Source organism: Bifidobacterium adolescentis ATCC 15703, assembly GCF_000010425.1.
GTDB lineage: Bacteria > Actinomycetota > Actinomycetes > Actinomycetales > Bifidobacteriaceae > Bifidobacterium > Bifidobacterium adolescentis.
Genome location: NC_008618.1, coordinates 1,618,611 through 1,640,485 on the forward strand (window position 1 = coordinate 1,618,611; position 21,875 = coordinate 1,640,485).

A 21,875-nucleotide genomic window follows, 5' to 3' on the forward strand; every position below is an offset into this window, starting at 1 on the left:
TTACAGTTCGAAGCCGAGTTCGGCCGCCGCTTCGGTCGGTACCGGATCCTCGCACCAGAAATCCTCAAGGTTCTCATTGGTGGTCAGGCTTCGGATTTCGGCCTGGTCGATGTACAGTTCACCGCTCAAATGGTCGGTTTCATGCTGGAAGATGCGGGCCGGCCAGCCGTGCAGATGTTCCTCATGCTTGTTGCCGTCCTCATCCTGCCAACGGGCGGTGATGTCAAGCCAACGCTTGCGTACGGCCTGGTAACCGTCGAAGCTCAGGCAGCCTTCGTAGAAGCTGCGGGTTTCGGTGCCGATCGGTTCGTAGCTGGGGTTGATGATGGCGTGGAAGGGGAATTCCGCGGCTTCGCGCGGATCGCCATCGTCGCCTTCGCATACGTGGTCTTCGACGACGGCCAAAGCCAGACCGAGACCGATCTGGGTGGCTGCGAGGCCCACGCCCGGCGCTTCCAGCATGGTGGTGCGCATGGTGTCGATGAGCTTGTCAAGCGTTTTGCGGCTCAACTGGCCGTCATAGGCGATGGTCTGCTGGCGTAATACCGGTTCGCCGGCCTGCACGATCGGCATGATTTTCTCTTTGCCGCCGGTTTTGATGAGCTTTTCGACCTCGCGGTTGAGTTCGAGGTCCACTTTCGAGTTGTGTCCGAACATGGGGCATATCTCCTTGCGGGCTCTTACAGGGTGAGTTCGTCGGCGACGACCTTGGCGAGGCGATCGCACACTTCGTCTGCCTGCTGCTGGGTTTCGGCTTCGGCCATGACGCGCACGAGCGGCTCGGTGCCGGACGGACGCAGCAGCACGCGGCCGGTGTCGCCCAGCAGCTTCTCTTCGCGTTCCACCGCGGCCTGCACCTTGGCGTTGGTCTTGGCGGCCATCTTGTCCACGTTCGGCACGTTGATGAGCGTCTGCGGCAGCTGCGGGAAGTCGGCGGCCAGTTCCTTCAGGCTCTTACCGGATTTGACGACCTCGTTGCACAGGGTGAGCGCGGTCAGGGTGCCGTCGCCGGTGGTGGCGAATTCGCGGTTGATCACGTGGCCGGACTGCTCGCCGCCGAGCGAATAATCGCCTCGCAGCATCTCTTCAAGCACGTAACGGTCGCCCACGTTGGTCTGCACGGTCTTGATGCCCATGGAACGCAGGGCCAACTTCAGACCGAGGTTGCTCATCACCGTCACGACGAGGGTGTCATGGTTGAGCTTGCCCGCGTTCTTCTTGGCGCGCGCCAGAATGCCCATGATCTGATCGCCGTTGACCATGTTGCCGTCCTCATCCACGGCAAGGCAACGGTCGGCATCGCCATCGAAGGCAACGCCCATGACGGCGCCGGAGGCCTTGACCATGGCCTGCAGCTGCTCAGGATGGGTGGAGCCGGCGTTCTTGTTGATGTTGTAGCCGTCCGGCGACGCGTTGATGACGGTCACGTCGGCGCCGGCGCGGCGCAAGGCTTCCGGAGCGACCACGGACGTGGCGCCGTTCGCGCAATCGGCCACGATCTTCAGGCCCTTCAGCGGCGTCGGCTGCGACTTGTCCGGACCGACCGGCGCGATGGCGGAAACCAGATGGTCGATGTACAGGTTGGTTGCGGTGGCGGTGTCATGGCTGACACGACCCACGCCGGCGCCGGTAGGACGATCCCAATCCTGGCCGAGCACCGCTTCGATCTCGTCTTCCTTGGTGTCGGGCAGCTTGAAGCCGCCGCGGGCGAAGAACTTGATGCCGTTGTCGGGCATCGGATTGTGGGATGCGGAGATCACCGCGCCCATTTCCACGTTGAGCACGGACGTCAGGTATGCGACGCCCGGCGTCGGGATGATGCCGGCGTCGATCACGTCGAAGCCGCCGGCGGACATGCCAGCGGACAATGCGGCGGCGAGGAAATCGCCGGAAACTCGTGTATCACGACCGACCAGCGCACGGCGACGGCTTTCGAATTCGCTCCGCTCGTCATCGCCCAGCACGCGCACCGCGGCGTCACCCAAATCAAGCGCCAGCTGTGCCGTCAAATCCCTATTCGCCAATCCTCGAACGCCGTCGGTTCCGAACATACGTGGCATGAGTCTCAAATCCTCGCTATCTGCAAACGATATTTCCGTGACCTATCGTACTCAACCGTGCCGCCGAAACCAGCAGGTGACGACGCAATCGCATAACACTTCACAATTCAAAGCATTTCACGGCGCGCAATGCCCTTTTCGTGTCGCACGACTTTGATTTCAAGGCGGAAAATCAAGTCGTGCGACAACACTTGATAAAGAAATACCCCCTAACTATCATTTTCCGTTGAAAATCAGCGAAAAATAAGAGTTAGAGGTTATGAAAGCCAGCACGCTTGTCGCACAACTTTGAAAAATGCCTCCAAAATCAAATTCGTGCGACAGCCTTCGACGCAAAATGCCCCCTAATCCTTATTTTCAAGCGAAAACCGGGGATTAGGGGGCATAAATGCCGATATACCCGTCGCATGACTTTGAAAATCGCACCCAAAATCAAAGTCGTGCGACGACATGACGGACTCTAAGCATGAACACTCCGGTCGTTCCGGTTTCCAGACGGAATCATTCCGACTCTTAAACGGAATCATGCCGGCTTGGAGTGTGCGGAACGTTCAGATCGTTCGAATCGCCCCACATACTCCAAGCGCCATCAGAAAAGCGCTATCAGAGCGCGGCGTTGAAGTCGCGTACTTTCAGCGTGCGGTGAGAAGCCTCGACGTTGCCACGCACAATGCGCTGCAAGGCGTTGTCCGCGTCCTTATGGGAGGCGAGCCAGGCGTCACCCAGCTCCACGAGCTTCGCCGGATCGGCATAGCCCGGATACAGGCCTTCGAGCAGCGCTTCAGCCATGTGGAAGGTCTTGTGCTCCCAAATCCAGTCGGCGACCTCGAAATACTTCTCGGCGTACGGTTCGGCCAAATCGGCGCGCGGGGTGGCCGCAAAGCCACCGGCCACAGCCTCGAGCTGCATGTTGGTCAGCTCGTCGTTGTGCAGGGCCTCGTTCCAAGCCCATGCCTTCGCTTCGGCGGTACCGGCCACGGCGCGTGCGCCATAGGCGAACTCACGGTTCTCAGTGGTTTCGCGCTTGGCCAGTTCGGCGTCGATTCCCGCCTGGTCGATCGCGTTGACGGTGCTCAGCGCGTTGATGATGGTCCAGCGGAAGTTGTTGTCGATTTCCAGACCGTCGAATGCCACGGAACCGTCGAGCAGGCCCTTCGCGTTGGCGACGAACGCCTCGTCGCCCGGCTCGCCGTAGCCCAGGTAGGCGGTGACGAGCTGGAACTGTTCGTCGGAGCCGGCCTTGGCCCAACCCGCCAGCTTGAACAGTTCGGCGGCCACGTGCTTCACGATCTCGGCACGCTCTGCCGGAGCGGTGTAATGCCATGCGGTGGTGCTGACCTGTGCCAGCGCGTAACGGAAGGTGGTGGACTCGTGTTCGGTGGCGAGCGCGGCCAGCGAGGTGTCGATGAACTGTCGTGCCGGCAGTTCGCCGTCGCGGGTCATGTCCCACAGGGCGAGCCAGAGCACGGAACGGGCGAGCGCATCGTCGAAGCGGTACAGGTTGCTTGTCGCGAATGCGAGGCTCTTGTCGTCGAAACGCAGCTTCGTGTAGGTCAAGTCGTCGTCGTTCACCAGGATCAGCGACGGACGTGCCTTGCCGGCGGCAGCATCGACGACCGTCAGTTCGCCGTCGACGTCCAGTTCGAAACGGTCGGTGCGCACGATCTTACCGGTTTCCGGATCCTCGTTGTAGAAGCCGACGGCGAGACGGTGGGCGCGCAGCACGGGATGCTCGGCCGGAGCGGTCTGGCGCAGGGCGAGACGCTTGATGGTGCCGTCCTCGTTCTCTTCGACTTCGGTGGCGATGGTGTTGATGCCGGATTCCTCAAGCCACTGGGCGCTCCACGCCTTCAGGTCGCGGCCGGAAGTGAGTTCCAGTTCGGCGAGCAGGTCGGCGAGGGTGGCGTTGGAGTAGGCGTGCTTGTTGAGGTAGTTGTTGATGCCCTTGAAGAACTTCTCACGGCCCACGTAGTACACGAGCTGCTTCAGCACGGAGGCGCCCTTGGCGTAGGTGATGCCGTCGAAGTTGACGTAGGTGTCGTTGAGGTCGTTGATCGGGGCGACGATCGGGTGGGTGGTGCTCAGCTGGTCCTGACGCAGCGCCCAGCTCTTTTCGCCGGAGCTGAAGGTTGCCCAGGCGTCCTTCCATTCGGTGGCTTCGGCGGTGGCGAGGGTGGACGTGAACTCGGCGAAGGATTCGTTGAGCCACAGGTCGTTCCACCACTTCATGGTCACGTAGTCGCCGAACCACATGTGGGCGAGCTCGTGCAGCACGGTGACCACACGGCGTTCCGCGTAGGCGTCGGTGACCTTGGATTCGAACACGTACTGGTCGCGGATGGTGACCATGCCGATGTTCTCCATGGCGCCGGCGTTGTACTCCGGCACGTAGATCTGGTCGAACTTGGCGTACGGGTACGGCACGCCCCAGGTCTTGGCGTAGAAGGCGAAGCCCTTCTTGGTGATGTCGAACAGGTAGTCGACGTCCTTGCTGAAGGCCTTGGCGAGCGCCTGGCGGCAGTACATGGCCATCGGCACGGTGCGGCCGTCCTCATTGGCGTATTCGGTGTGCCATTCGGCGTACGGTCCAGCGCAGATGGCGGTGAGGTAGGAGCTCATGGTCGGGGTTGGTTCGAACACCCACAGCTTGGTGGTTTCGGCGGCGTGATCGCCGAGCGTGCCTTCCTCGGTGACGGTTTCGTTGTCGGTCACGGAGGAGGTGGGCATGTTGGACGTGACGATCCAGGATTTGGCTGCGAGCACGGAGAAGTCGAACACGGCCTTCAGGTCGGGCTGGTCGAACACGGCGTAGACGCGACGGGCGTCCGGCACTTCGAACTGGGTGTACAGGTAGACGTTGCCGTCGGACGGGTCGACGCTGCGGTGCAGGCCTTCGCCGGTGTTGGAGTACTGGCACATCGCCTTGACGGTGACCTCGTTGTGCTCCTTGAGGCCCTTCAGCTCGATGCGGCTGTCCGCGTATGCTTCGGTCGGGTCGAGGGTTTCGCCGTTGAGGGTGATCTCGCTGACTTCGTTGGCGATGAGGTCAAGGAAGCTTGACTCCCCCGGCTTCGCGTCGAAGGTGATGGTGGTTTCGGAGCCGAAATCCTTGGCTCCGCGGGTCAGGTCAAGCTTGACCGTGTAATGGATTGGCGCGGCGATGATGCTTTTGCGTTCTTCCGCTTCGATTCGGGTGAGGTTTGCTCCTGGCATGTCACTCCTTCTTTCTGGTAACAGAAGGCGGCGCGATCAGTTGTGCCGATCACGTCGCCTTGATTCAATTTATGGTAAATTTACGGCTTATTTCGCGGCGTTCAGTCCCATCGCGTCATCCACGTCCTGCGCGATGTCGGCGACGACGGGGACGATCATCGGCTTGCGGTGCAGCTGTCGTGCCACCCAGCCGCCGAGCGTGCGTCGCATGATCTGCTGCAGCTTGTAGGTGTCGCGCGTGCCCTGCATCATCGCGTCCTGCAGCTGCTCGACGATCTGGTGACGGACCTTGTCGAACTCGCTTTCGTCTTCCGCGACCGCGTTGAGGTAGATCTTCGGACCGGTGATGACATCCGCGGTCTCGGTGTCGACGACCACGAAGCTGGACACGAAGCCTTCGGTGCCGAGGATGCGGCGCTTCTCGAGTTCTTCGTCGGTCAGTTCGCCGACGGAATCGCCATCGACGTAGACGTAGCCGCACGGCACGGAGCCGACGACCGCGGCCTGGCCGTGGTACAGGTCGACGACGTCGCCGTCTTCGGCCAGCACGACGTTCTGCGGATCGACGCCGGTCTTGACGGCGATCATGCCGTTGGCCACCAAGTGGCGGTTTTCGCCGTGGATAGGCATGGCGCACTTCGGCTTGACGATGTTGTACATGTACAGCAGTTCGCCTTCGTTGCAGTGGCCGGAGACGTGCACGGCGGCGTTGTCTCGGTTGACCACGCGGGCTCCGAGCTGCACGAGCTTGTTGATGACCTTGTAGACGCCATGCTCGTTGCCTGGGATCAGGGAGCTGGCGAGGATCACCGTGTCGAACTCGTTGATGGTGATGTCACGATGGTTGCCGTCGGCGATGCGGCCGAGCGCGGCCATCGGCTCGCCTTGGGAGCCGGTGCACATGTAGACGAGCTTGTCGTCCTGCACGTCATGGGCCTGCTTCAGGTCGATGACAGTGTCCTCGGGCAGACGCAGGTAGCCCAAATCTGCTGCGATGGACATGTTGCGGACCATGGAACGTCCGACGAACACGACCTTGCGGCCGTACTTGTGGGCCGCGTCGACGACCTGCTGCACGCGGTGCACGTGGCTGGAGAAGCTGGCCACGATGATCTTGCGAGTGGCCTGTGCGAACGCCTGGTCGAGCGCCGGACCGATGGAGGTCTCCGGCTTGACGAAGCCCGGGACCTCGGCGTTGGTGGAGTCCATCATCAGGAGGTCCACGCCCTTTTCGCCGAGCTTGCCGAATTCCACCAGATCGGTGATGCGGTGGTCGAGCGGCAGCTGGTCGAGCTTGATGTCGCCGGTGTCGATGAGAGAGCCGGCGGGGGTCTGCACGAACACGGCGAGCGCGTCCGGAATGGAGTGCGTGACGTTCACGAATTCCAGGTTGAACGGGCCGACCTTGAGCTTGTCGCGTCCCTTGACCTCGACGAGCGTCGGGTTGATGCGGTGTTCCTTGCACTTGGCCTCAACGAAGGCGAGGGTGAGCTTGGAGCCGATCAGCGGAATGTCCGGGCGGAGCTTGAGCAGGTACGGCACGCCACCGATGTGGTCTTCGTGGCCGTGGGTGAGCACGAGCGCCTCGACCTTGTCGAGACGGTCCTTGATGTAGTGGAAGTCAGGCAGGATGAGGTCCACGCCCGGCTGCTCCTCTTCCGGGAAGAGCACGCCGCAGTCGATGAGCAGGATATGTCCATTGTATTCGACCACGTTCATGTTGCGGCCGATCTCACCCAGACCGCCGAGCGGCACGATGCGCATGGAGCCCTTGCGGTACTTCGGCGGGGCGATCAGCACCTCGTCCTGCTGCGGCGCGGTGGATTGCGGCGCGGAATGCGACGGGCGACGGTTCGAACCGTTGCCGCCACGGAATCCACGGGAGCCGCCGTTGCGCGAGCCACCGTTGCCACGGCTGCGGGTGGAGGACTTGGCCTTCTTGGTGGCGGTCTTCTCGGACTTCGCGGCCTTGGTGGTCTTGGATGCCTTGACTGCGGTTTCAGTGCGCTTGGCAGCCTTGCTGCCGCGCTTGTGTGTTGTTGTCTTTGTGGTTTCTTCTGTAGCCATTTCCTAGTTGGATTTCTATTACTAATTGTCTCCGCCTATGCGGAAACGAGGAATTTGGGTGCCTGTCGGCGTTCATGCGCGACAGGCCAGTCGCATCATGCGATTCGGTTCACAGCAGTCCCGCGGCGCGCATGCCCTTTTCCGCGCGCACGAGTTCCGCTTCGCCCGGACCGACGTTCGGCAGGCGCATTTCGGTGGAGTCGAGGATTCCACGCACCTTCAGCGAGGCCTTGGCCATCACGGCCTGGAAGCCATTGCCGTTCATCGCTTCGACGAGCGGCGCCAGCTGCACGGAGATGCGCTGCGCTTCGTGGATATCGCCACGGTCGAACGCGTTGGCGAGGTCACGCATCGGACCGGCGGCCGCGTGTGCGATCACAGAGATGATGCCGACGGCGCCGACGGACAGGAACGGCAGGAACAGGCCGTCATCGCCCGAATACCAGGTCAGACCGGTCTCCATACGCTTGCGCACCGCGCCTGCGATGTCGCCGGTGGCGTCCTTGACGGCCTGGACGTGGTCGAGCTCGGCCATACGACGGTAGGTTTCCAGCTGGATGTGCAGTCCGGTACGGCTCGGCACATCGTAGACGATGATCGGCTTGTCCGCGGAATCGTTGACCGCCTTGTAGTGGCGGAACACGCCCTCCTGCGACGGACGGGAGTAATACGGGGCGACCACGAGCACCGCGTCGGCGCCCGCCTCCTGGGTCTGCTCCACCATGCGCACGGTGTGCGCGGTGTCATTGGAACCGGCGCCGGAAATGACCGGCACGTCCACGACCTCCTTGACGGCCTGAACCAGCTCGACCTTCTCCTCCATATGGGTGGTCGGCGATTCGCCGGTGGTGCCGTTGACCACAAGACCGTCGGCACCATCCGCCACGAGCTGCCTCGCCAGCTGTTGCGCGGCTTCGAAATCTACGGCTCCGTCGGCCTTCATGGGGGTGACCATGGCCGGAAGGATACGTCCGAAGGGAGCAGGATCGAGCAGATGCATTGTACCGTCGTCAGTCTTAGGGCTTGTCATACGGCTAACGGTACTTCCCTCTGCGGACGCTTTCGATTTCATGAGACGCGAAAAGTCACATTTTGGAAGGCCTGCCGACGACGACCGCGACGACGCACTGCAGGAAAGCGACGAACGTGAACACCATCAGCGGCACATGATGGCCGCCGGTGGTCTGGACCAGCACGCCGAACATAAGCGGGCCGAGCGAGGCGATCAGATAGCCGAACGACTGCGCGACGCCCGACAGCACCACGGTTTCGGCGCTGTCATGCCCGCGCAGCGCGATCAGTGCGAGCGCCACCACCAGGGACGCGCCCTGCGCGCAACCACCGACGAACGCCCATACCGGCATGAGATGCGGCAACAGCAGCATGCCAAGGCCGGCGATCAGCATGGGAGCGCTGGCGGTGAGCGCCGCGCAGACCTGGTTGCCGCGCACGTTCATGAGCTTAGGAATGACCAAGCCGGAAAGGATGCCGATGCCTTGGAAGATGAACAGATGCACGCCGGCGGTGGAGGCATCGTAGCCGATGGATGCGGAGATGGACGGCATCCAATTGGACATGGTGTAGAAAGCGGACGATTGCAGCCCCATGAAGGCCGTCACGTACCACGTCATCGGACGGCGCAGCACGCGGGCGAACACGCCATGCGACGATTGCGCGGAACATGCCGGTCGCTGTGCGGAATGCGGGTTTTGTGCGTTGGCCGTCGTGCTGCGATCGCCAATATCATCGATATCGCCAGTATCGCTGGTTTCGATGGTGCCGCCGGCGGAAGCGATAACGACTTTGCGATTGTGCAGGATACGCAACGCCCACAGCGCGGCGACAACCAGCGGAGGCACACTCCAGAAGGCGAGTGACGCACGCCAACCGCCCCACATCTGCGCAAGCGGCGCGGACAGCAAACCTGCGGTGGCGCTGCCGGCGGTGATGCAGCCGGAATAGACGCCGGTCGCCATCGCGACATGGCCGGCGTAGTCACGTTTCGCGATTACCGGAACCAGAACGTTGCCGACGGCGATGGCGGAAGCGAACACCACCGTGCCCAGCCAGATGCCAACGCCGCCGCCGAACGAGCGGATGGCGTCGCCCGCCGCGATGCACAGCAGGGCCAGCAGAATCGACATGTCGATGCCGATGCGGCGTGCAAGGAACGTGACCAGCGGGCTGACCACGGCGAAGGCGATCAGCGGAATCGCCGTCAATACGCCCTGCACGCCCTCACCCCACGCAAGGTCGGTTCCCATTTGGGCGAGGACCGGCCCGACGGCGGCGATGGCGGGCCGCAGATTCAGCGATACGAGGAAAATCAAAGCCACCCACAATCCGGTGGAGGACCGGTCGTACGCCAGCATGTTTCGTTTTGAATTCATTCCGTTCCCATTCCCGCTTCCACTTCCGTTTACCGCCGTTCCAACGGGACGTGCCACGCCTAGATTTTCCCTATCAATCTTCAAGCTCATTGAGCGCATCGAAGCAATCGTTGATGCCTTCGATACGCGCGTGCACCTCGTCTTCGGTATCGACGAGGCATTTTCCGACTTCGTCCACCATCAGGGCGATCAGGGCGAACGCCGCGGTGAAGCTCGTCAGCACGTGGGAGCTCAGCACCACTTTGAAGAAGGCGACGTTACGGCCGATGACGGCGTTGCGCGCCGAAATGTCGCCAATCACCACCACGGTCAGGCCGCGCTCAAGCATCACGTCGATGAGCCGTGAGAAGAAGGGAAGACGCCGGCCCACGCCGATGATGACGATTACGTCGCCTGCCGCATAATCAACCAGATCTTCGGCTATGGACTGGCCTGGATTCGGCAGAATATCAACGTTTCCGCGTAGCCGCATCAGCTGTTCGCGCATGTGCAGCGCCACGGGATAGCTGCTGTGGTACCCGACCACCGCCACATGCGGGGCCGTGGCCATGGCTTGGCATGCGGATGACAGTTGCGCGCGGTCGATGCCTTCAAACGTGCGTTTCAGGCTTTCCTCGTCACGGCGCAGATGGTCGGCGACCAAATCGTCGCACTGGGTGTGCCGTGAAAGCTCCGGAGAGCCAGGACGATGGACGCGACGCACGTCACGTCTGAATTCGCCCGCGTTCGCATAGCCGAGCTTGCGGTACAGGCGGCTGAGCGTCGGCTGCGAGATGCCGCTCAACTGCGACAATTCCACGGAATTGCAGACCAGCACGTCGGTCAGATGACCCAGAATGAACTGCGCGGCCTCACGTTCCGTCGCAGTCAGCGAATCGAAGGATTCCCGGATGCGCGCCACCAAGCCGAGGTCCGCGGCAGCATTGCCTTCCTCGTCCATGGCGTCCTTCGAAGCCCCCATATTGTCTGAAAGCATAATTCCAGAAGTCACGCTCATCGCCCTTCCCTGCAGTACATTCTCACGCGGCGCATCCGTTCTCCTGACGATGCTACCCCTTGCTTTCCGGGTTTCACCAGGTTTGGCCGCCGACAACTGTCACGACGAATGAAGAATTTCAGATGCCGTAAGCACTGAAATGCATCCATCACAGGCAGTGGCGGCGCCTCTTGGCAACGCGACCCACCATCAGGAGATGACCGACCATGGCAAAAACAGATTACCCCACACAATCAACATCGCATATCGGGCGGATTCGGCATAGAAGAAACGGTGCCAAACCAGCGAAATGGGCGACTAACGCGGCAACAAAATCCCCGACTGTTGCGAACACTGTTGAACCGGCATCGCGCCCGGCCGAATGCGAGGCGAACGCGGTGCGCAAGATCGTACGGCTGGTGGCACGCACCGGCTGCCGCACGCATATTCTGCACGTGTCCAGCGGTCTGAGCGTGGACGTGCTGCGGCGGGCGAAGGCCGAAGGACTGCCGGTCAGCGCGGAGACCTGTCCGCATTACCTCACGTTGGATTGCGACCATATTCCCGACAACGCCACCGCGTTCAAATGCTGTCCGCCGATTCGTGATCTGCATGAGCAGGACGCGCTATGGGCGGGGCTTGCCGACGGCACGTTGGATGGTGTCGTCACCGATCATTCCCCGGCCAGCGCGGATATGAAAGCCGGCACGCTCGCCACCGCGTGGGGTGGCGTTTCCAGTCTGCAGGTCGGATTCCGCGCGGTGTTGACGGGTGCGATGCGGCGCGGCTTGAGTTTGACCGACGTCGTGCGGTGGATGTCGTGCAACACCGCACGGCTTGTGGGACTTGACGATCGTGGCGATATAACGCCGGTATTGCGGGCCGATTTGGCGATTATTCGCCCGTACGAACGGTTTGTTGTGGATGCTACCGCTTTGGAAAGCCGCAATCCGATCTGCGCCTGCGATGGCATGACGCTTAACGGCGTCGTCACGCGCACGTTTGTAGCGGGGCGGGACGCGCTCTCCGGAGTGCGGGAGGGGAATCTTATCGTTCGTCCGTGAATCGGAATCCATAAATCAACCATTCAACAAAAATCCCCAACCCGCCGATGGCCGGATGTCATTCGATGTCGGCAGATTGGGGACGGACGAGAATCAGGTCTCAGCCCAGGTAGGCGGCCGGGTTCTGGGCGAACTTGTCGGCGCAACCGGGGTTGCAGAAGTAGTAGGTGACGCCGCCGTATTCGCGGGTTGCGGCCGCGGTGGCCGGATCGACGCTCATGCCGCAAACCGGGTCCTTCGCAACGTTCGCCGCGGAATCGCCCATATTCGAAGCCATGCCGTGGCCGTCATGACCGCCGCAGCAGTGTCCGGCGCCCATCGTGCCCATGTTCTCGGCTTCCTTCTTGGCCTTGTGATCGCTGAACAGTCCCATGATCGTTCCTTTCCGACTGTGCTGGTTGCCATTATTTTTGCTCGGATCGGGCTTGCGTACCCGATACGTCTTGTTTTTCGCCGCCTCCGCGTCCGGATCGAACAGGCGCAGCCGGCTTGCGTTCGTCACCACGCACAACGACGAGAACGCCATCGCGGCGCCGGCGATCATCGGATTCAGCAGCGTTCCGGTGAACGGATACAGCACGCCGGCCGCGATCGCGATGCCGATGCTGTTGTAGCCGAGTGCGAAGCCGAGGTTCTGCGCGATGTTGCGCATGGCGGCATGCGTCAGGTCGAGCGCGTGCACGAGCCCCATGAGCGATCCGCCCATCAGTGTCACATCCGCGGATTGGACGGCCACGTCGGTGCCGGTGCCGATGGCGAATCCGACGTTGGCTCGGGCGAGGGCGGGCGCGTCGTTGATGCCGTCGCCGACCATCGCCACCGTATAGCCTTGCGATTGGAGTTTTGCGATTTCGTCGGCCTTGCGTTCCGGCCGCACGCCGGCGATCACATGACGTTCGTCGATACCGACCTGGCTTGCGATGGCGCGTGCGGTGGTCGGATTGTCTCCCGTGAGCATGACGGCTTCGACGCCACGTTTGCGGAGCAGTTCGATGGCTTGGCGCGAGTCGGCTTTCGGCACGTCGGCGACGGCGACGATGCCGGCGAGATGGCCGTCGATGGCCGCTAGGATCGGCGTTTTGCCTTGCTGCGACAGGAGTTCCATGTCGGCGATGATGGCGTCGAGGTTCGTATCGTGGATGGTCTCGGAGGCAATTTCGGAGGTATCGGACGTAACGTCGGGCATGTCGACGTCAAGGTCGTCGATCAGGTCGGTGTTGCCGACGGCGACGGTGTGCGGCAGACCGCGGAAGGTGACACGCGCGGTGACGCCACGGCCGGCAATCGCCTGAAAATCGGTGGTTTGCGCGGCATCCGCGGCATCGACATGTTCCGCGGCGGTCGCGACGATCGCGACAGCGAGCGGATGCTCGGAATCACGTTCGGCGGCGGCGACGATCGTCAGGAAATCATCGGCCTGCCGACGCCACTTGCCGAACGGCAGCACGTCGGTGAGGGTGGGTTTGCCGGCGGTGATCGTGCCGGTCTTATCCAATACAACGGCATTGACTTTGCCGCATGTTTCCAACGCTTCGGCGGAACGGACCAGCACCCCCATGCGAGCCGCGCGACCGGTCGAGACCGTCACCGACAGGGGCGTCGCCAGTCCGAGCGCGCACGGGCAGGCGATCAGCAGCACCGATACCGCGGCGACCAGCGCGTGCGTGACACGCGGTTCGGGGCCGAACGCAAACCACAGCGCGCACGACCATACGGCGACGAGCACCACGGCCGGCACGAAAACGCCGGAGATACGGTCCGCCAATCGTTGCACGGGGGCTTTCGAGCTTTGTGCGGCGGTCACCATGTCGATGATCTGCGCGAGCACGGTGTCTTTGCCGACTTTCGTGGCGCGGTAGCGCAGCGAGCCGCCGCCGTTGATGGTGGCGCCCGTCACTTCGCTGCCTTCGGTTTTGGCGACCGGCATGGCTTCGCCGGTGATCATCGATTCGCCCACGGTGGAGGTGCCGGATATGACGATGCCGTCGACCGGCAGCTGCTCGCCGGGACGGATGGCGATGACATCGCCGACGCGCACGTCATCGATGGCGATGCTGGTTTCCTTGCCGTCTCGCACCACGCGGGCGGTTTTCGGTTGCAGACCCGCCAATGCGCGCATGGCTTCACCGGTGCCTTTGCGGGCGCGCGCTTCGAGCAGCTGGCCGACAAGCATAAGCGTGACGACCACACCGACCGCTTCGAAATACGGTTCGCGCGCGTTCTCGGGCAGGACGTTCGGTGCGAAGGTGACCACGCAGGAGTAGGCGAATGCGGCCAGCGCACCAAGGCTGACGAGCGCGTTCATCTCCGGCGAGCGGTGGGCTATCGCGGCGAAACCGCTGCGGAAAATCGGCAATGCCGCATAGCCGACAATCGGCAGCATCAGCAGGAATTGCAGCCAGTTCGGCATCGGATACAGCATGAGCATGGTGGAGCCGAACACGGGAATCGTGCAGACGGCGGCCACGACGAGACGGGCGACGAGGGCGCGGATGTCCGTTTCGCCGGAATCGGGCGTTTGGGCGTTTTTTTGCGCGGTCTGTGCGTCTGTTTCATCAGAATCGGACGTGTGGCCACCGCCCGTAGTCGAGTGCATGTCTGAATTGCCAGAATCGGGCATGCTGGTATTGGCAGCGGTAGTTGCGATACCGGCGGTAGCGTCAGCACCGGCGCCTGCGTGCCTGCCCGGCAGCACACGCAACATGCCATGCAGCATGTTCATGCCGCATGCGAAGGGATACTCACCCGGCTCATCGGGGTGCAACGTCAGCGTGGTCGTGCGGAAGGCGGGCAGCGCAAGATCGACCCCGAAATCGGAAAAAACGACGTGCGACGAACATTCGCCGTCTTCCTTGCGATCGAAGATCAGCCGCAACGGCATGCCCGCTTCGGCTTCGATGACGGCTGGGTTATACCCGCCTTTGACTTCGACGACCGCTTCCTGCACGCCGTCGCGCAACGGCGCACGATACGCTTTGCGCGGTGCGAAGAAGAACCACAGCACGCCCGCCGTGACGAGCAGCGCCATAATAAGCGCGATTGCGATGTGCATATTCCAGCCGCCTTCCGTCCGTAATTGGCTTTCGATTTCGGCAAACACCATCACAATATACCCCTATAGGGTATATTGGCAAGAAGGACGAGCAAACTTCAGCCGTAGATAAAATTTTCAGCGCAGCGAGGAGGACGATATGAACGCCACACAACATGGGTACGCAAGCGACCAGAAGAGGATCATCGCACGATTGAATCGCATCGAAGGGCAGGTGCGCGGCATTCGGCAGATGACGGAAAACGGCGAATACTGCATCGACATTCTGACGCAGATTTCCGCAGCGGACAGCGCGCTGAAGTCGGTGGCGCTACTGCTGCTCGACGACCATCTGCACCATTGCGTCGCCAAAGCCGCGGCGGAGGGCGGTACCGTCGCCGACGAAAAGCTGGCGGAAGTCAGCGCCGCCATCGCACGCCTTGCCAAATAATCGGAACAGATACGCCATAAAAAAACTGCCGACGGAAGACACATGCACCCATCGGCAGTTTGAAAAAAGAATTACGATTACAGGTCGAGGAAGTGGTCGAGGCCGACGGTCAGACCCGGGTAGGTTCCGGTGGAGACCTTGCGCACGGCCAGCAGCACGCCCGGCATGAAGGAGATGCGGTCGAAGCTGTCGGCGCGGATGGTCAGCTGTTCGCCGGAGTTGCCGAACAGCACCTCCTCGTGGGCGTTGAGGCCGCGAAGACGCACAGCGTGCACGTGGATGCCGTCCACCACCTGGCCTCGGGAACCGCCGTCGGTTTCGGTGGCGTCCGGAACCGGGCCGAGACCGGCCGCCTTGCGCGCTTCGGCGATGCCCTGCGCGGTATGGAAAGCGGTGCCGGACGGAGCGTCCACCTTGGTCGGGTGGTGCAGTTCGATGACTTCCGCGGATTCGAAATACGGCGCCGCGACCTTTGCGAAATGGTCGGCGAGCACCGCGGAAATGGCGAAGTTCGGCGCGATGAACACGCTCTGGCCCTCACGCGGAGCCGCGGCGAGCGTGGCACGCACCTGGTCGAGCTTCTCTTCGGTCCAGCCGGTGGTGCCGACCACCACGTCGACGCCCTGCTTGACGAGGGCGAGCACATTGCCCAGCGACACGCTCGGCACGGTGAATTCCACCACGACGTCGGTGTTTTCGGGGGTAATTGCGGCCAGGTCGTCGCCTGCGTCGAGCGCGAGCGCGAGTTCGGTGTCGGCGGCGGCATTGACGGCGTCGACCACGTGCGAGCCCATGCGGCCTTTGGCACCGACTACGGAAACCTTGATCATTGCAGCTCCTTGATGTTTTCGCGGACGCGCATGTTGCGCATGTCGTACGTTTGCCGTGCGCATGTGTTCGAAATCGCGTGTCCGCGTCCATAACGTGTTCCACTTATGAATCTAAAGAGACGCTTCGACGCGAAGGCAGGCGGCTATGACGCTTGACGATCGAACGTCGGTCAGCCGCGGCGACGCGCCAGCAGCCAGCCAATCAGCGCGAACGGAATCGAACAGCCCACGAACACGGCGGGCAGGCTCAATCCCACGCTTGGATTGAAATGGTCGAGCACGATGCCGGTGATCATGGAGCCGAACGACGCACCCATCGTGCCGGCGGTGCTCACCCAGGACAGGCCTTCGGTGAGCGATTCCTCGGGCACGGTCTCCTTGACGAGGAGGTTGCCGGAGGCGAACACCGGCGAAATGGTCAGGCCGGTGAGGATCTCCACCAGTCCCATCACGATCAGGTTGCCCTGGCACAGGTGGATCACCACGAAGCCGACGGTCATCAACGCGAGGAACATGATCATGTGACGCCAACGGGAGCCTTTGAGCTCGCGCGAGCCGAAGACCAGCGCGCCCATGCAGGAGCCGACGGCCAGCATGGCCAGCTGCACGCCGAGCACGGAGTCGAGGTGCAGCGATTTCATGACGGCGGTCATGGACGTGTCGAACGCGGTGAACGCCATGTTGAACACGATGAACACGGCGAGGAGCGGCAGCACGCCCGCATAGGTGAGCACATTGCGCTTGTTGCGGTCGCGGCCGTCCGTCTTGAGCCGGTCGAGGTCGAAACGATTCGCGGAAGCAGCGGTACCAGCAGTACCGTTCGCAGCGGCACCAGCGGCCGCCAATCGCACGTCCGCATCGTCGGCATCGGCCGCGACGACCGTGATTTCGCGCAATACCGGCGGTTGCGTGTCGCGCAGCGCGAAGAACACGGCACCGCCGACCGCGCAGGCGATGGTCGGCACGAACAGCTGCGATACGGGGTGCACGGACGCGGCCAGGAACGCCGCCAGAATCGGTCCGAAGATGAATACGATTTCGTCGATGGCGGATTCGAGCGCGTACGCGGTGTTGAGCAGCTCCCCCTTGCCGGCGCGGTCGAGCACATACGCCCAACGGGTACGTACGAGCGCGCCGAACGCGAACTGCGTCATACCCATGACCACGGCCAGTACGAACAGCAGCGGAATCGGCACGCGCATCAGTGCGGCGAACGCGAAGCCCAGCATGACGATGACCTGCACCGTCAATACCACCGGACCGACCTTGCGTTGGCCGAACCGGTCGAACAGGCGCGCGTACAACGGTGTGACGGCTGCGGTGGCGAGCACGTATGCGGCGCTCATCACGCCGGCGATCGTCCAATTGTCGTACATGTGGTTGAGTGCGAGCACGATGCCGAGTCCCATCATGGACATCGGCAGTCGTGCGACGGCACCGGACGCGCAGAACGCTTTCGTTCCAGGTATGGAGAACAGCCGCGCATACGGCGATGCGGTGTCCGGTGATGTATTCGGGCTGACGGTTGCGTCATTCGCAGCCATGATCGAAACTCCTTAACTGTTGTTGCGTCCGGCATGTGCGCCCGCCCACACATGCTGCACGAGGGTAGCGGCGTTCCTCCACAACGCTGCCTGCATAGCGGTTTCTCCCGCAGGCAGGCCGGAAAGCGCCGCTCCCCCGCTTTCTTCGGTCAAGGAGCCATTGCGCACCGGCACTAGTCGTTGTCGGATTGCTGCGGAATTCCGTAGCTCAACTCGGCAAGGATCTCTTCTTCTGTTTTGTCGGGGGCATCCAGCTCCCGGTCGGCCTCGTGAGGCTCACTCACATAGTAGAGACAGGCGTCGATTGCATCCAACGGCACCCCTTCCATCGCCGCGAGCAGCAGGCGGTACAGGTCGAGCTGTGCGAGTTTCTCTTTGATTTCGTCCGGTTTGCGTGGTTTTACGCCGGTTTTCCAATCGACCACGGTGTAGCGTTTCGTCTCGTCCGTTTCGTCGAGACCGCCGAAGAACACCGCGTCGAGTTTGCCGTTGACGATGGTGCCGAGCTGGGGCATGTCGACGACGAGCTGGCGTTCCGCCCATGCTGGACGTCGTTTTGCCCACGGCGAAGCGACGAGACGACGCTGCCAAGCGGCCAGTTTCCGTTCGTCTCGCAATTGGGCGTCCTGCGATTGCACGCCGCCGTTGTCCGCGTCGACTTGCGTATCACCTATCAATGCGATCAGTTCCGCACGCGACTGCGCGGCCATACCGGCAGCACCTTCCGTACCGCCGATGCCGTCGACGTCCGCATCCGCCATGATGAAACGCTCAGCCCATGCGTGGAACCGCGTGCCGAGCTGTGCCGCCGGCGAGGCGACGTGCGGAATCGGACGGACCAGACCACGCCAGTAGGCGCGGGAGTCACGCTCGCCCATGGAACCGGCGCGCGCTTGCAGCGAGGTGACGTTTTGGCGGCCGGCAGCAAGGATACGTTCGCCTTTGGCACGCACGGCCTCGTCGAAGGCGTCCTGCGATTCGCCTGCGTCAGCCGCGTCCGGTTCCGGCATGAGATGTTCGTCGGCGACGAGCAGTTTGGCGAGACGCAGCAGTGAGTTTCCGGTTTCCGGCGATGGCGTGGCGGATTCATCGGCAACGTCGCCCTGCGTTCCCGTGGATTCAGCGATATTCGGTTCGTTGGATTCGACGGCACGTACCTGTTCGGCCGCGGCACGCAGCTTGTCGGCGACATCGGCGCTCAGATCGCACGGCCAAGGCAAAGTATGGTCGTCCGAGACCGGTTCGAGCGGCGTGTTCCACGCATCGCCCACCACGGCATTCTCGAAATCGCGGGCGTGTTCGCCTACGAAATAGCCGTCGGGCAGGTCAAGTCCCAGCGTGTGCGGGGAGCCGTCCACATCGTCGGACAGGTTGTCCGGTTCGCGTACCGCGGTGACGATTCCGTTCATCGAATCGCGCGTCTCCAGCCAGAAATTCGACGGCGCGGCGCTTTTCTTTCCCTCCGCCAGGCGGGAGTCGCGGCTCGTCTCGTTGCATCCGCTGTATACGAGCAGCGCCTCGTAGCGGGCGCGCGTCAACGCCACGTAGGCGAGACGGCGTTCGTCGGCGTGCAGTCGGCGGCCGTATTCCTCCTGTTGCGTCAGGTACAGGCTTGCCGGATCCATTCCTTCCATATCGTCGACGGCCATGGTTCGCAAGGTGCCGAACACCTCGTCGTCGATCACTTCCGCATCGTCCAATCCGTCGAGCGATTCCACGGGATTGCCCCCGATGGGCGCGTCGTGCGGGAATCGTGGCAGGATATCCGCGTCGGCGCGCACCGGAACCGGCACCGCGGACGGGTCTTCCAGCCAAGTGTGGGCTTTTTCGAAGTATTCCGGCGGCTCCCATACGCCGTCGCGCCGACCGCCCGGATGGTCTTCGTCCGTTTTGACGCTCAGGTGGTCGCCTTGACTGGACGGGAAGGTGCCGTCGCGCATGCCGACCACGGCCACGGCGTCCCATTCCAGGCCTTTCGACTGGTGCACGGTCATGAGCACCACATCGACGGGGGTATCTGGTGCGGTGGCGTTGTCGTCGGACGCGTCACGCAGCGAATCCACCCACGAGATGAACGCGCGCAGGCTTGGCGTGCCCTGCGCGGCGATTTCCTGCAAGTAGGTGTCCACCAGAGACAGCATCGCGTCGAGTGACGAAGCGGCATGCGATGTGGCACGATTGCCGGCATCCGGATGCCGCATCCGTTCGGCGAGCAGCAGGTCGATGTCCAGTCCGAGCGCGGTGATGGCCGTGCGTACCACTTCCGGCAACGGATGGCCGGCCGTGCGCTGCACCTGTTGGATGACGCGACCGGCGTGGATGACGCTCGCGGCTCCCGTACGGCTCAATACGCCGTCGACGAGGTGCCGCAGATCGCCGCGCAGCAGCACGTCGATCAGGAAGACGGCGTTGGGCACTTGGTCGCGGTAGGCGCGCACGGTGGCGCGGATGTCGGCGTCGGACGGATTCGCATCCGCCTCCACGATGCCGGCCGACACGAGCGCGCGGTAGCGTTGCGCGGTGTTGAGCCGTTCGGCGATGCCGGCGAGCGCCTGCAGATCGTCGGCGGACAGGCCGAATCGTGGCGTGGCGAGCAGCCGCATGAGCGCGGCGCTGTCGGTGTGGTCGCATACGACGTGCAGCAGGGCGAGGATGTCTTTGATTTCGGGACGTTCCAGGAGTGCGGCCTGGCCGACGACGAGTGTGGTGAGGCCGGCTTGTTCCAGTGCGTCCTCGTAGGCTGGCATCTGCGTTTTGGAGCGGAACAGGAGCGCCACGTGCGGACGGTTGTCTTTGGCTCCGTCGGCGAGCTCGTTTTCGGTTGGCATGTGCAGTGCGATCGCTTGTTTGGCGAAGCGTACGATGGCGTCGATTTCCTGGCCGAATGTGGCGTAGCCGAGCACGCCGAGCGTACCTTCGGGAGCATTGTCGATGTTGGCGAGCGGGGGCACGTCCACTTCGCGCATAAGCGAGCTGCCGCGACGTCTGGCGGGCAGGCGCAATGGTTTCGTCAGATTGTTGGCCGCTTCGAGCACCATGCGCGAGTTACGTCGGGTGACGGTCAGCGTGTAGGGCTTGTCGGTGGCGTCGTGGCCGAAGTCGTGTTGCAGCATGCGGAATGCGCCTGGGCTGGCTCCTCGCCATGCGTAGATCGATTGGAAGGGGTCGCCGACGGCGTTCACCGCGCTGCGATGGGTGGAATCGGCGTGGAACAGTGCGGTCAGGAGGGCCGCCTGCGTGGTGGAGGTGTCTTGGTATTCGTCGAGCAGCACGTGCGTGTAGCGTTTGCGGTAGGTGGCTCCGATGGAGGGGAATCGGGTGACGAGTTGGAATGCGGCGATGGTGAAGTCGCTGAATTCGGCCATGTTGAGGGCGCGTTTTTCGGCGTGGTAGTCGGCCACGAGGTCGAGTAGCAGGTCGCGTTTGCGGGCCGTGCCGGCCAATTGCGCGGTCTTGTAGACGCAGAGTTGGTGGCATTGGGCGCGGTATTCGCGCATGCGGGTTTCGAAGGCGGTGTCGGATTCCTTTTTCTTCTGTTTCGGAGCCTTGCCCACTTTCGGCTCGTCATCGGGAACGTCCTCGTCTTCAAGCGCTTTGGCCACTTGCGCCACGAACGCCTTATCCCATGCGCGCACGCGTTCCACGGCTTCGTCGAAGCTGGTGCAGTCGCTGCCGATCATGGCTCCTGCGATGGCGTTGGATAGGGTGAACACGTTGCCGGCGATGGTGGAGAATTTGCCGAGTTCGTCGCCGCCTTGGTCGAAGGCCATGAGCTGGTCCATGTGCTTGTCGAGCACGGTGTGGATGAGCTGCAGCGCTCCGGCTTCGCTCAATGGCTGCGTGTTTTGGTCGAAGCCGACGAGCAGGCCGTATTGGCGCACGATGGTTTGGAAGAACGCGTCATAGGTGGAGACTTCCGGTTTGAGGAAGGCGACGCGTGTACCGCGTCCGGCTTGGTTGCGTGTCACGGCAGCGGAGACGCGCGAAAGCAGTTCGGAGGCGGCTTTGCGCGTGAAGGTCAGGCCCAGAATCTTCTCGGGACTGATGCCCTGGTCGATGAGGGTGATGATGCGGCGGGTCATGGTGTAGGTTTTGCCGGAGCCGGCGCCCGCCACCACGACCACGTCCTCGTATGAGGGGGCTTGGATGACGGCGGCCTGTTCCGGACTGTCGGTGAATTTCGGCGTGGCGGCCGGCACAGTGCCCATCGCATCGCCCTTTGCGGCGGCCCCGTTCGTTGACATGCTTC

Annotated in this window: 13 protein-coding genes; 2 read left to right on the forward strand and 11 right to left on the reverse strand. The window is 62.6% G+C overall.

Annotated features, from left to right (window positions below; genetic code table 11):
* The 7 genes from BAD_RS06865 to BAD_RS06895 form a co-directional block, all read right to left on the reverse strand.
* Positions 1-657 (reverse strand): peptide deformylase, encoded by a 657-nt coding sequence (locus tag BAD_RS06865; protein WP_003806691.1) that lies wholly within the window; start codon positions 655-657, stop codon positions 1-3.
* A 23-nt stretch (positions 658-680) separates the two neighbouring features.
* On the reverse strand, positions 681-2,060 hold the full coding sequence (gene glmM, locus BAD_RS06870) for a phosphoglucosamine mutase (protein ID WP_011743613.1): 1,380 nt from the start codon (positions 2,058-2,060) through the stop codon (positions 681-683).
* 603 nt (positions 2,061-2,663) lie between these two features.
* Complete coding sequence (gene pepN, locus BAD_RS06875; RefSeq protein ID WP_011743614.1) at positions 2,664-5,273, reverse strand: aminopeptidase N; 2,610 nt, start codon at positions 5,271-5,273, stop codon at positions 2,664-2,666.
* An 87-nt stretch (positions 5,274-5,360) separates the two neighbouring features.
* Positions 5,361-7,340: a ribonuclease J gene (locus BAD_RS06880; protein WP_011743615.1), complete on the reverse strand. Its 1,980-nt coding sequence runs from the start codon at positions 7,338-7,340 to the stop codon at positions 5,361-5,363.
* 109 nt (positions 7,341-7,449) lie between these two features.
* Entirely contained in the window at positions 7,450-8,340 is an 891-nt protein-coding gene (gene dapA / locus BAD_RS06885) for a 4-hydroxy-tetrahydrodipicolinate synthase (RefSeq protein WP_041777397.1), read from the reverse strand.
* 85 nt (positions 8,341-8,425) lie between these two features.
* On the reverse strand, positions 8,426-9,730 hold the full coding sequence (locus BAD_RS06890) for an MFS transporter (protein WP_041777398.1): 1,305 nt from the start codon (positions 9,728-9,730) through the stop codon (positions 8,426-8,428).
* A 73-nt stretch (positions 9,731-9,803) separates the two neighbouring features.
* Positions 9,804-10,721 carry a MurR/RpiR family transcriptional regulator gene (locus BAD_RS06895; protein WP_231837015.1) on the reverse strand — a complete coding sequence of 306 codons (918 nt, stop codon included), beginning with the start codon at positions 10,719-10,721 and terminating at the stop codon, positions 9,804-9,806.
* 383 nt (positions 10,722-11,104) lie between these two features.
* Here BAD_RS06895 and BAD_RS06900 point away from each other — a divergent pair, with 383 nt between their 5' ends.
* Positions 11,105-11,770, forward strand: a complete 666-nt coding sequence (locus BAD_RS06900; protein ID WP_231837029.1) for a dihydroorotase — start codon at positions 11,105-11,107, stop codon at positions 11,768-11,770.
* A 100-nt stretch (positions 11,771-11,870) separates the two neighbouring features.
* Here BAD_RS06900 and BAD_RS06905 read toward each other — a convergent pair whose 3' ends face one another.
* Positions 11,871-14,822: a heavy metal translocating P-type ATPase gene (locus BAD_RS06905; protein ID WP_041777539.1), complete on the reverse strand. Its 2,952-nt coding sequence runs from the start codon at positions 14,820-14,822 to the stop codon at positions 11,871-11,873.
* Between the two features lie 139 nt (positions 14,823-14,961).
* Between BAD_RS06905 and BAD_RS06910 the strand changes: the two genes are divergently transcribed.
* Positions 14,962-15,252, forward strand: a complete 291-nt coding sequence (locus tag BAD_RS06910) for a metal-sensitive transcriptional regulator (protein WP_003806707.1) — start codon at positions 14,962-14,964, stop codon at positions 15,250-15,252.
* Positions 15,253-15,329: 77 nt separating this feature from the next.
* On the opposite strand, the gene dapB is transcribed toward BAD_RS06910, so the two are convergent.
* From dapB to BAD_RS06925, 3 genes are all read right to left on the reverse strand, one after another.
* Positions 15,330-16,082, reverse strand: coding sequence for a 4-hydroxy-tetrahydrodipicolinate reductase (gene dapB, locus BAD_RS06915; protein ID WP_041777399.1), 753 nt, complete (start codon positions 16,080-16,082; stop codon positions 15,330-15,332).
* A gap of 170 nt (positions 16,083-16,252) precedes the next feature.
* The gene (locus tag BAD_RS06920) at positions 16,253-17,626 is read right to left on the reverse strand and encodes an MFS transporter (RefSeq protein ID WP_011743622.1); all 1,374 of its coding nucleotides are present in this window, start codon (positions 17,624-17,626) and stop codon (positions 16,253-16,255) included.
* A gap of 173 nt (positions 17,627-17,799) precedes the next feature.
* A complete protein-coding gene (locus BAD_RS06925) occupies positions 17,800-21,870 on the reverse strand; it encodes an ATP-dependent DNA helicase (RefSeq protein ID WP_011743623.1) in 4,071 nt (1,356 codons plus the stop codon).
* Positions 21,871-21,875 lie beyond the last annotated feature (5 nt).

What these genes read in the sequence shown, in the direction of transcription:
- BAD_RS06890 (WP_041777398.1), bottom strand. Translation starts at nt 9,730, where the DNA reads ATGAATTCAAAACGAAACATGCTGGCGTACGACCGGTCCTCCACCGGA.
- BAD_RS06910 (WP_003806707.1), top strand. Translation starts at nt 14,962, where the DNA reads ATGAACGCCACACAACATGGGTACGCAAGCGACCAGAAGAGGATCATC.
- BAD_RS06865 (WP_003806691.1), bottom strand. Translation starts at nt 657, where the DNA reads ATGTTCGGACACAACTCGAAAGTGGACCTCGAACTCAACCGCGAGGTC.
- pepN (WP_011743614.1), bottom strand. Translation starts at nt 5,273, where the DNA reads ATGCCAGGAGCAAACCTCACCCGAATCGAAGCGGAAGAACGCAAAAGC.
- dapB (WP_041777399.1), bottom strand. Translation starts at nt 16,082, where the DNA reads ATGATCAAGGTTTCCGTAGTCGGTGCCAAAGGCCGCATGGGCTCGCAC.
- BAD_RS06920 (WP_011743622.1), bottom strand. Translation starts at nt 17,626, where the DNA reads ATGGCTGCGAATGACGCAACCGTCAGCCCGAATACATCACCGGACACC.
- glmM (WP_011743613.1), bottom strand. Translation starts at nt 2,060, where the DNA reads ATGCCACGTATGTTCGGAACCGACGGCGTTCGAGGATTGGCGAATAGG.
- BAD_RS06925 (WP_011743623.1), bottom strand. Translation starts at nt 21,870, where the DNA reads ATGTCAACGAACGGGGCCGCCGCAAAGGGCGATGCGATGGGCACTGTG.
- BAD_RS06880 (WP_011743615.1), bottom strand. Translation starts at nt 7,340, where the DNA reads ATGGCTACAGAAGAAACCACAAAGACAACAACACACAAGCGCGGCAGC.
- dapA (WP_041777397.1), bottom strand. Translation starts at nt 8,340, where the DNA reads ATGCATCTGCTCGATCCTGCTCCCTTCGGACGTATCCTTCCGGCCATG.
- BAD_RS06905 (WP_041777539.1), bottom strand. Translation starts at nt 14,822, where the DNA reads ATGCACATCGCAATCGCGCTTATTATGGCGCTGCTCGTCACGGCGGGC.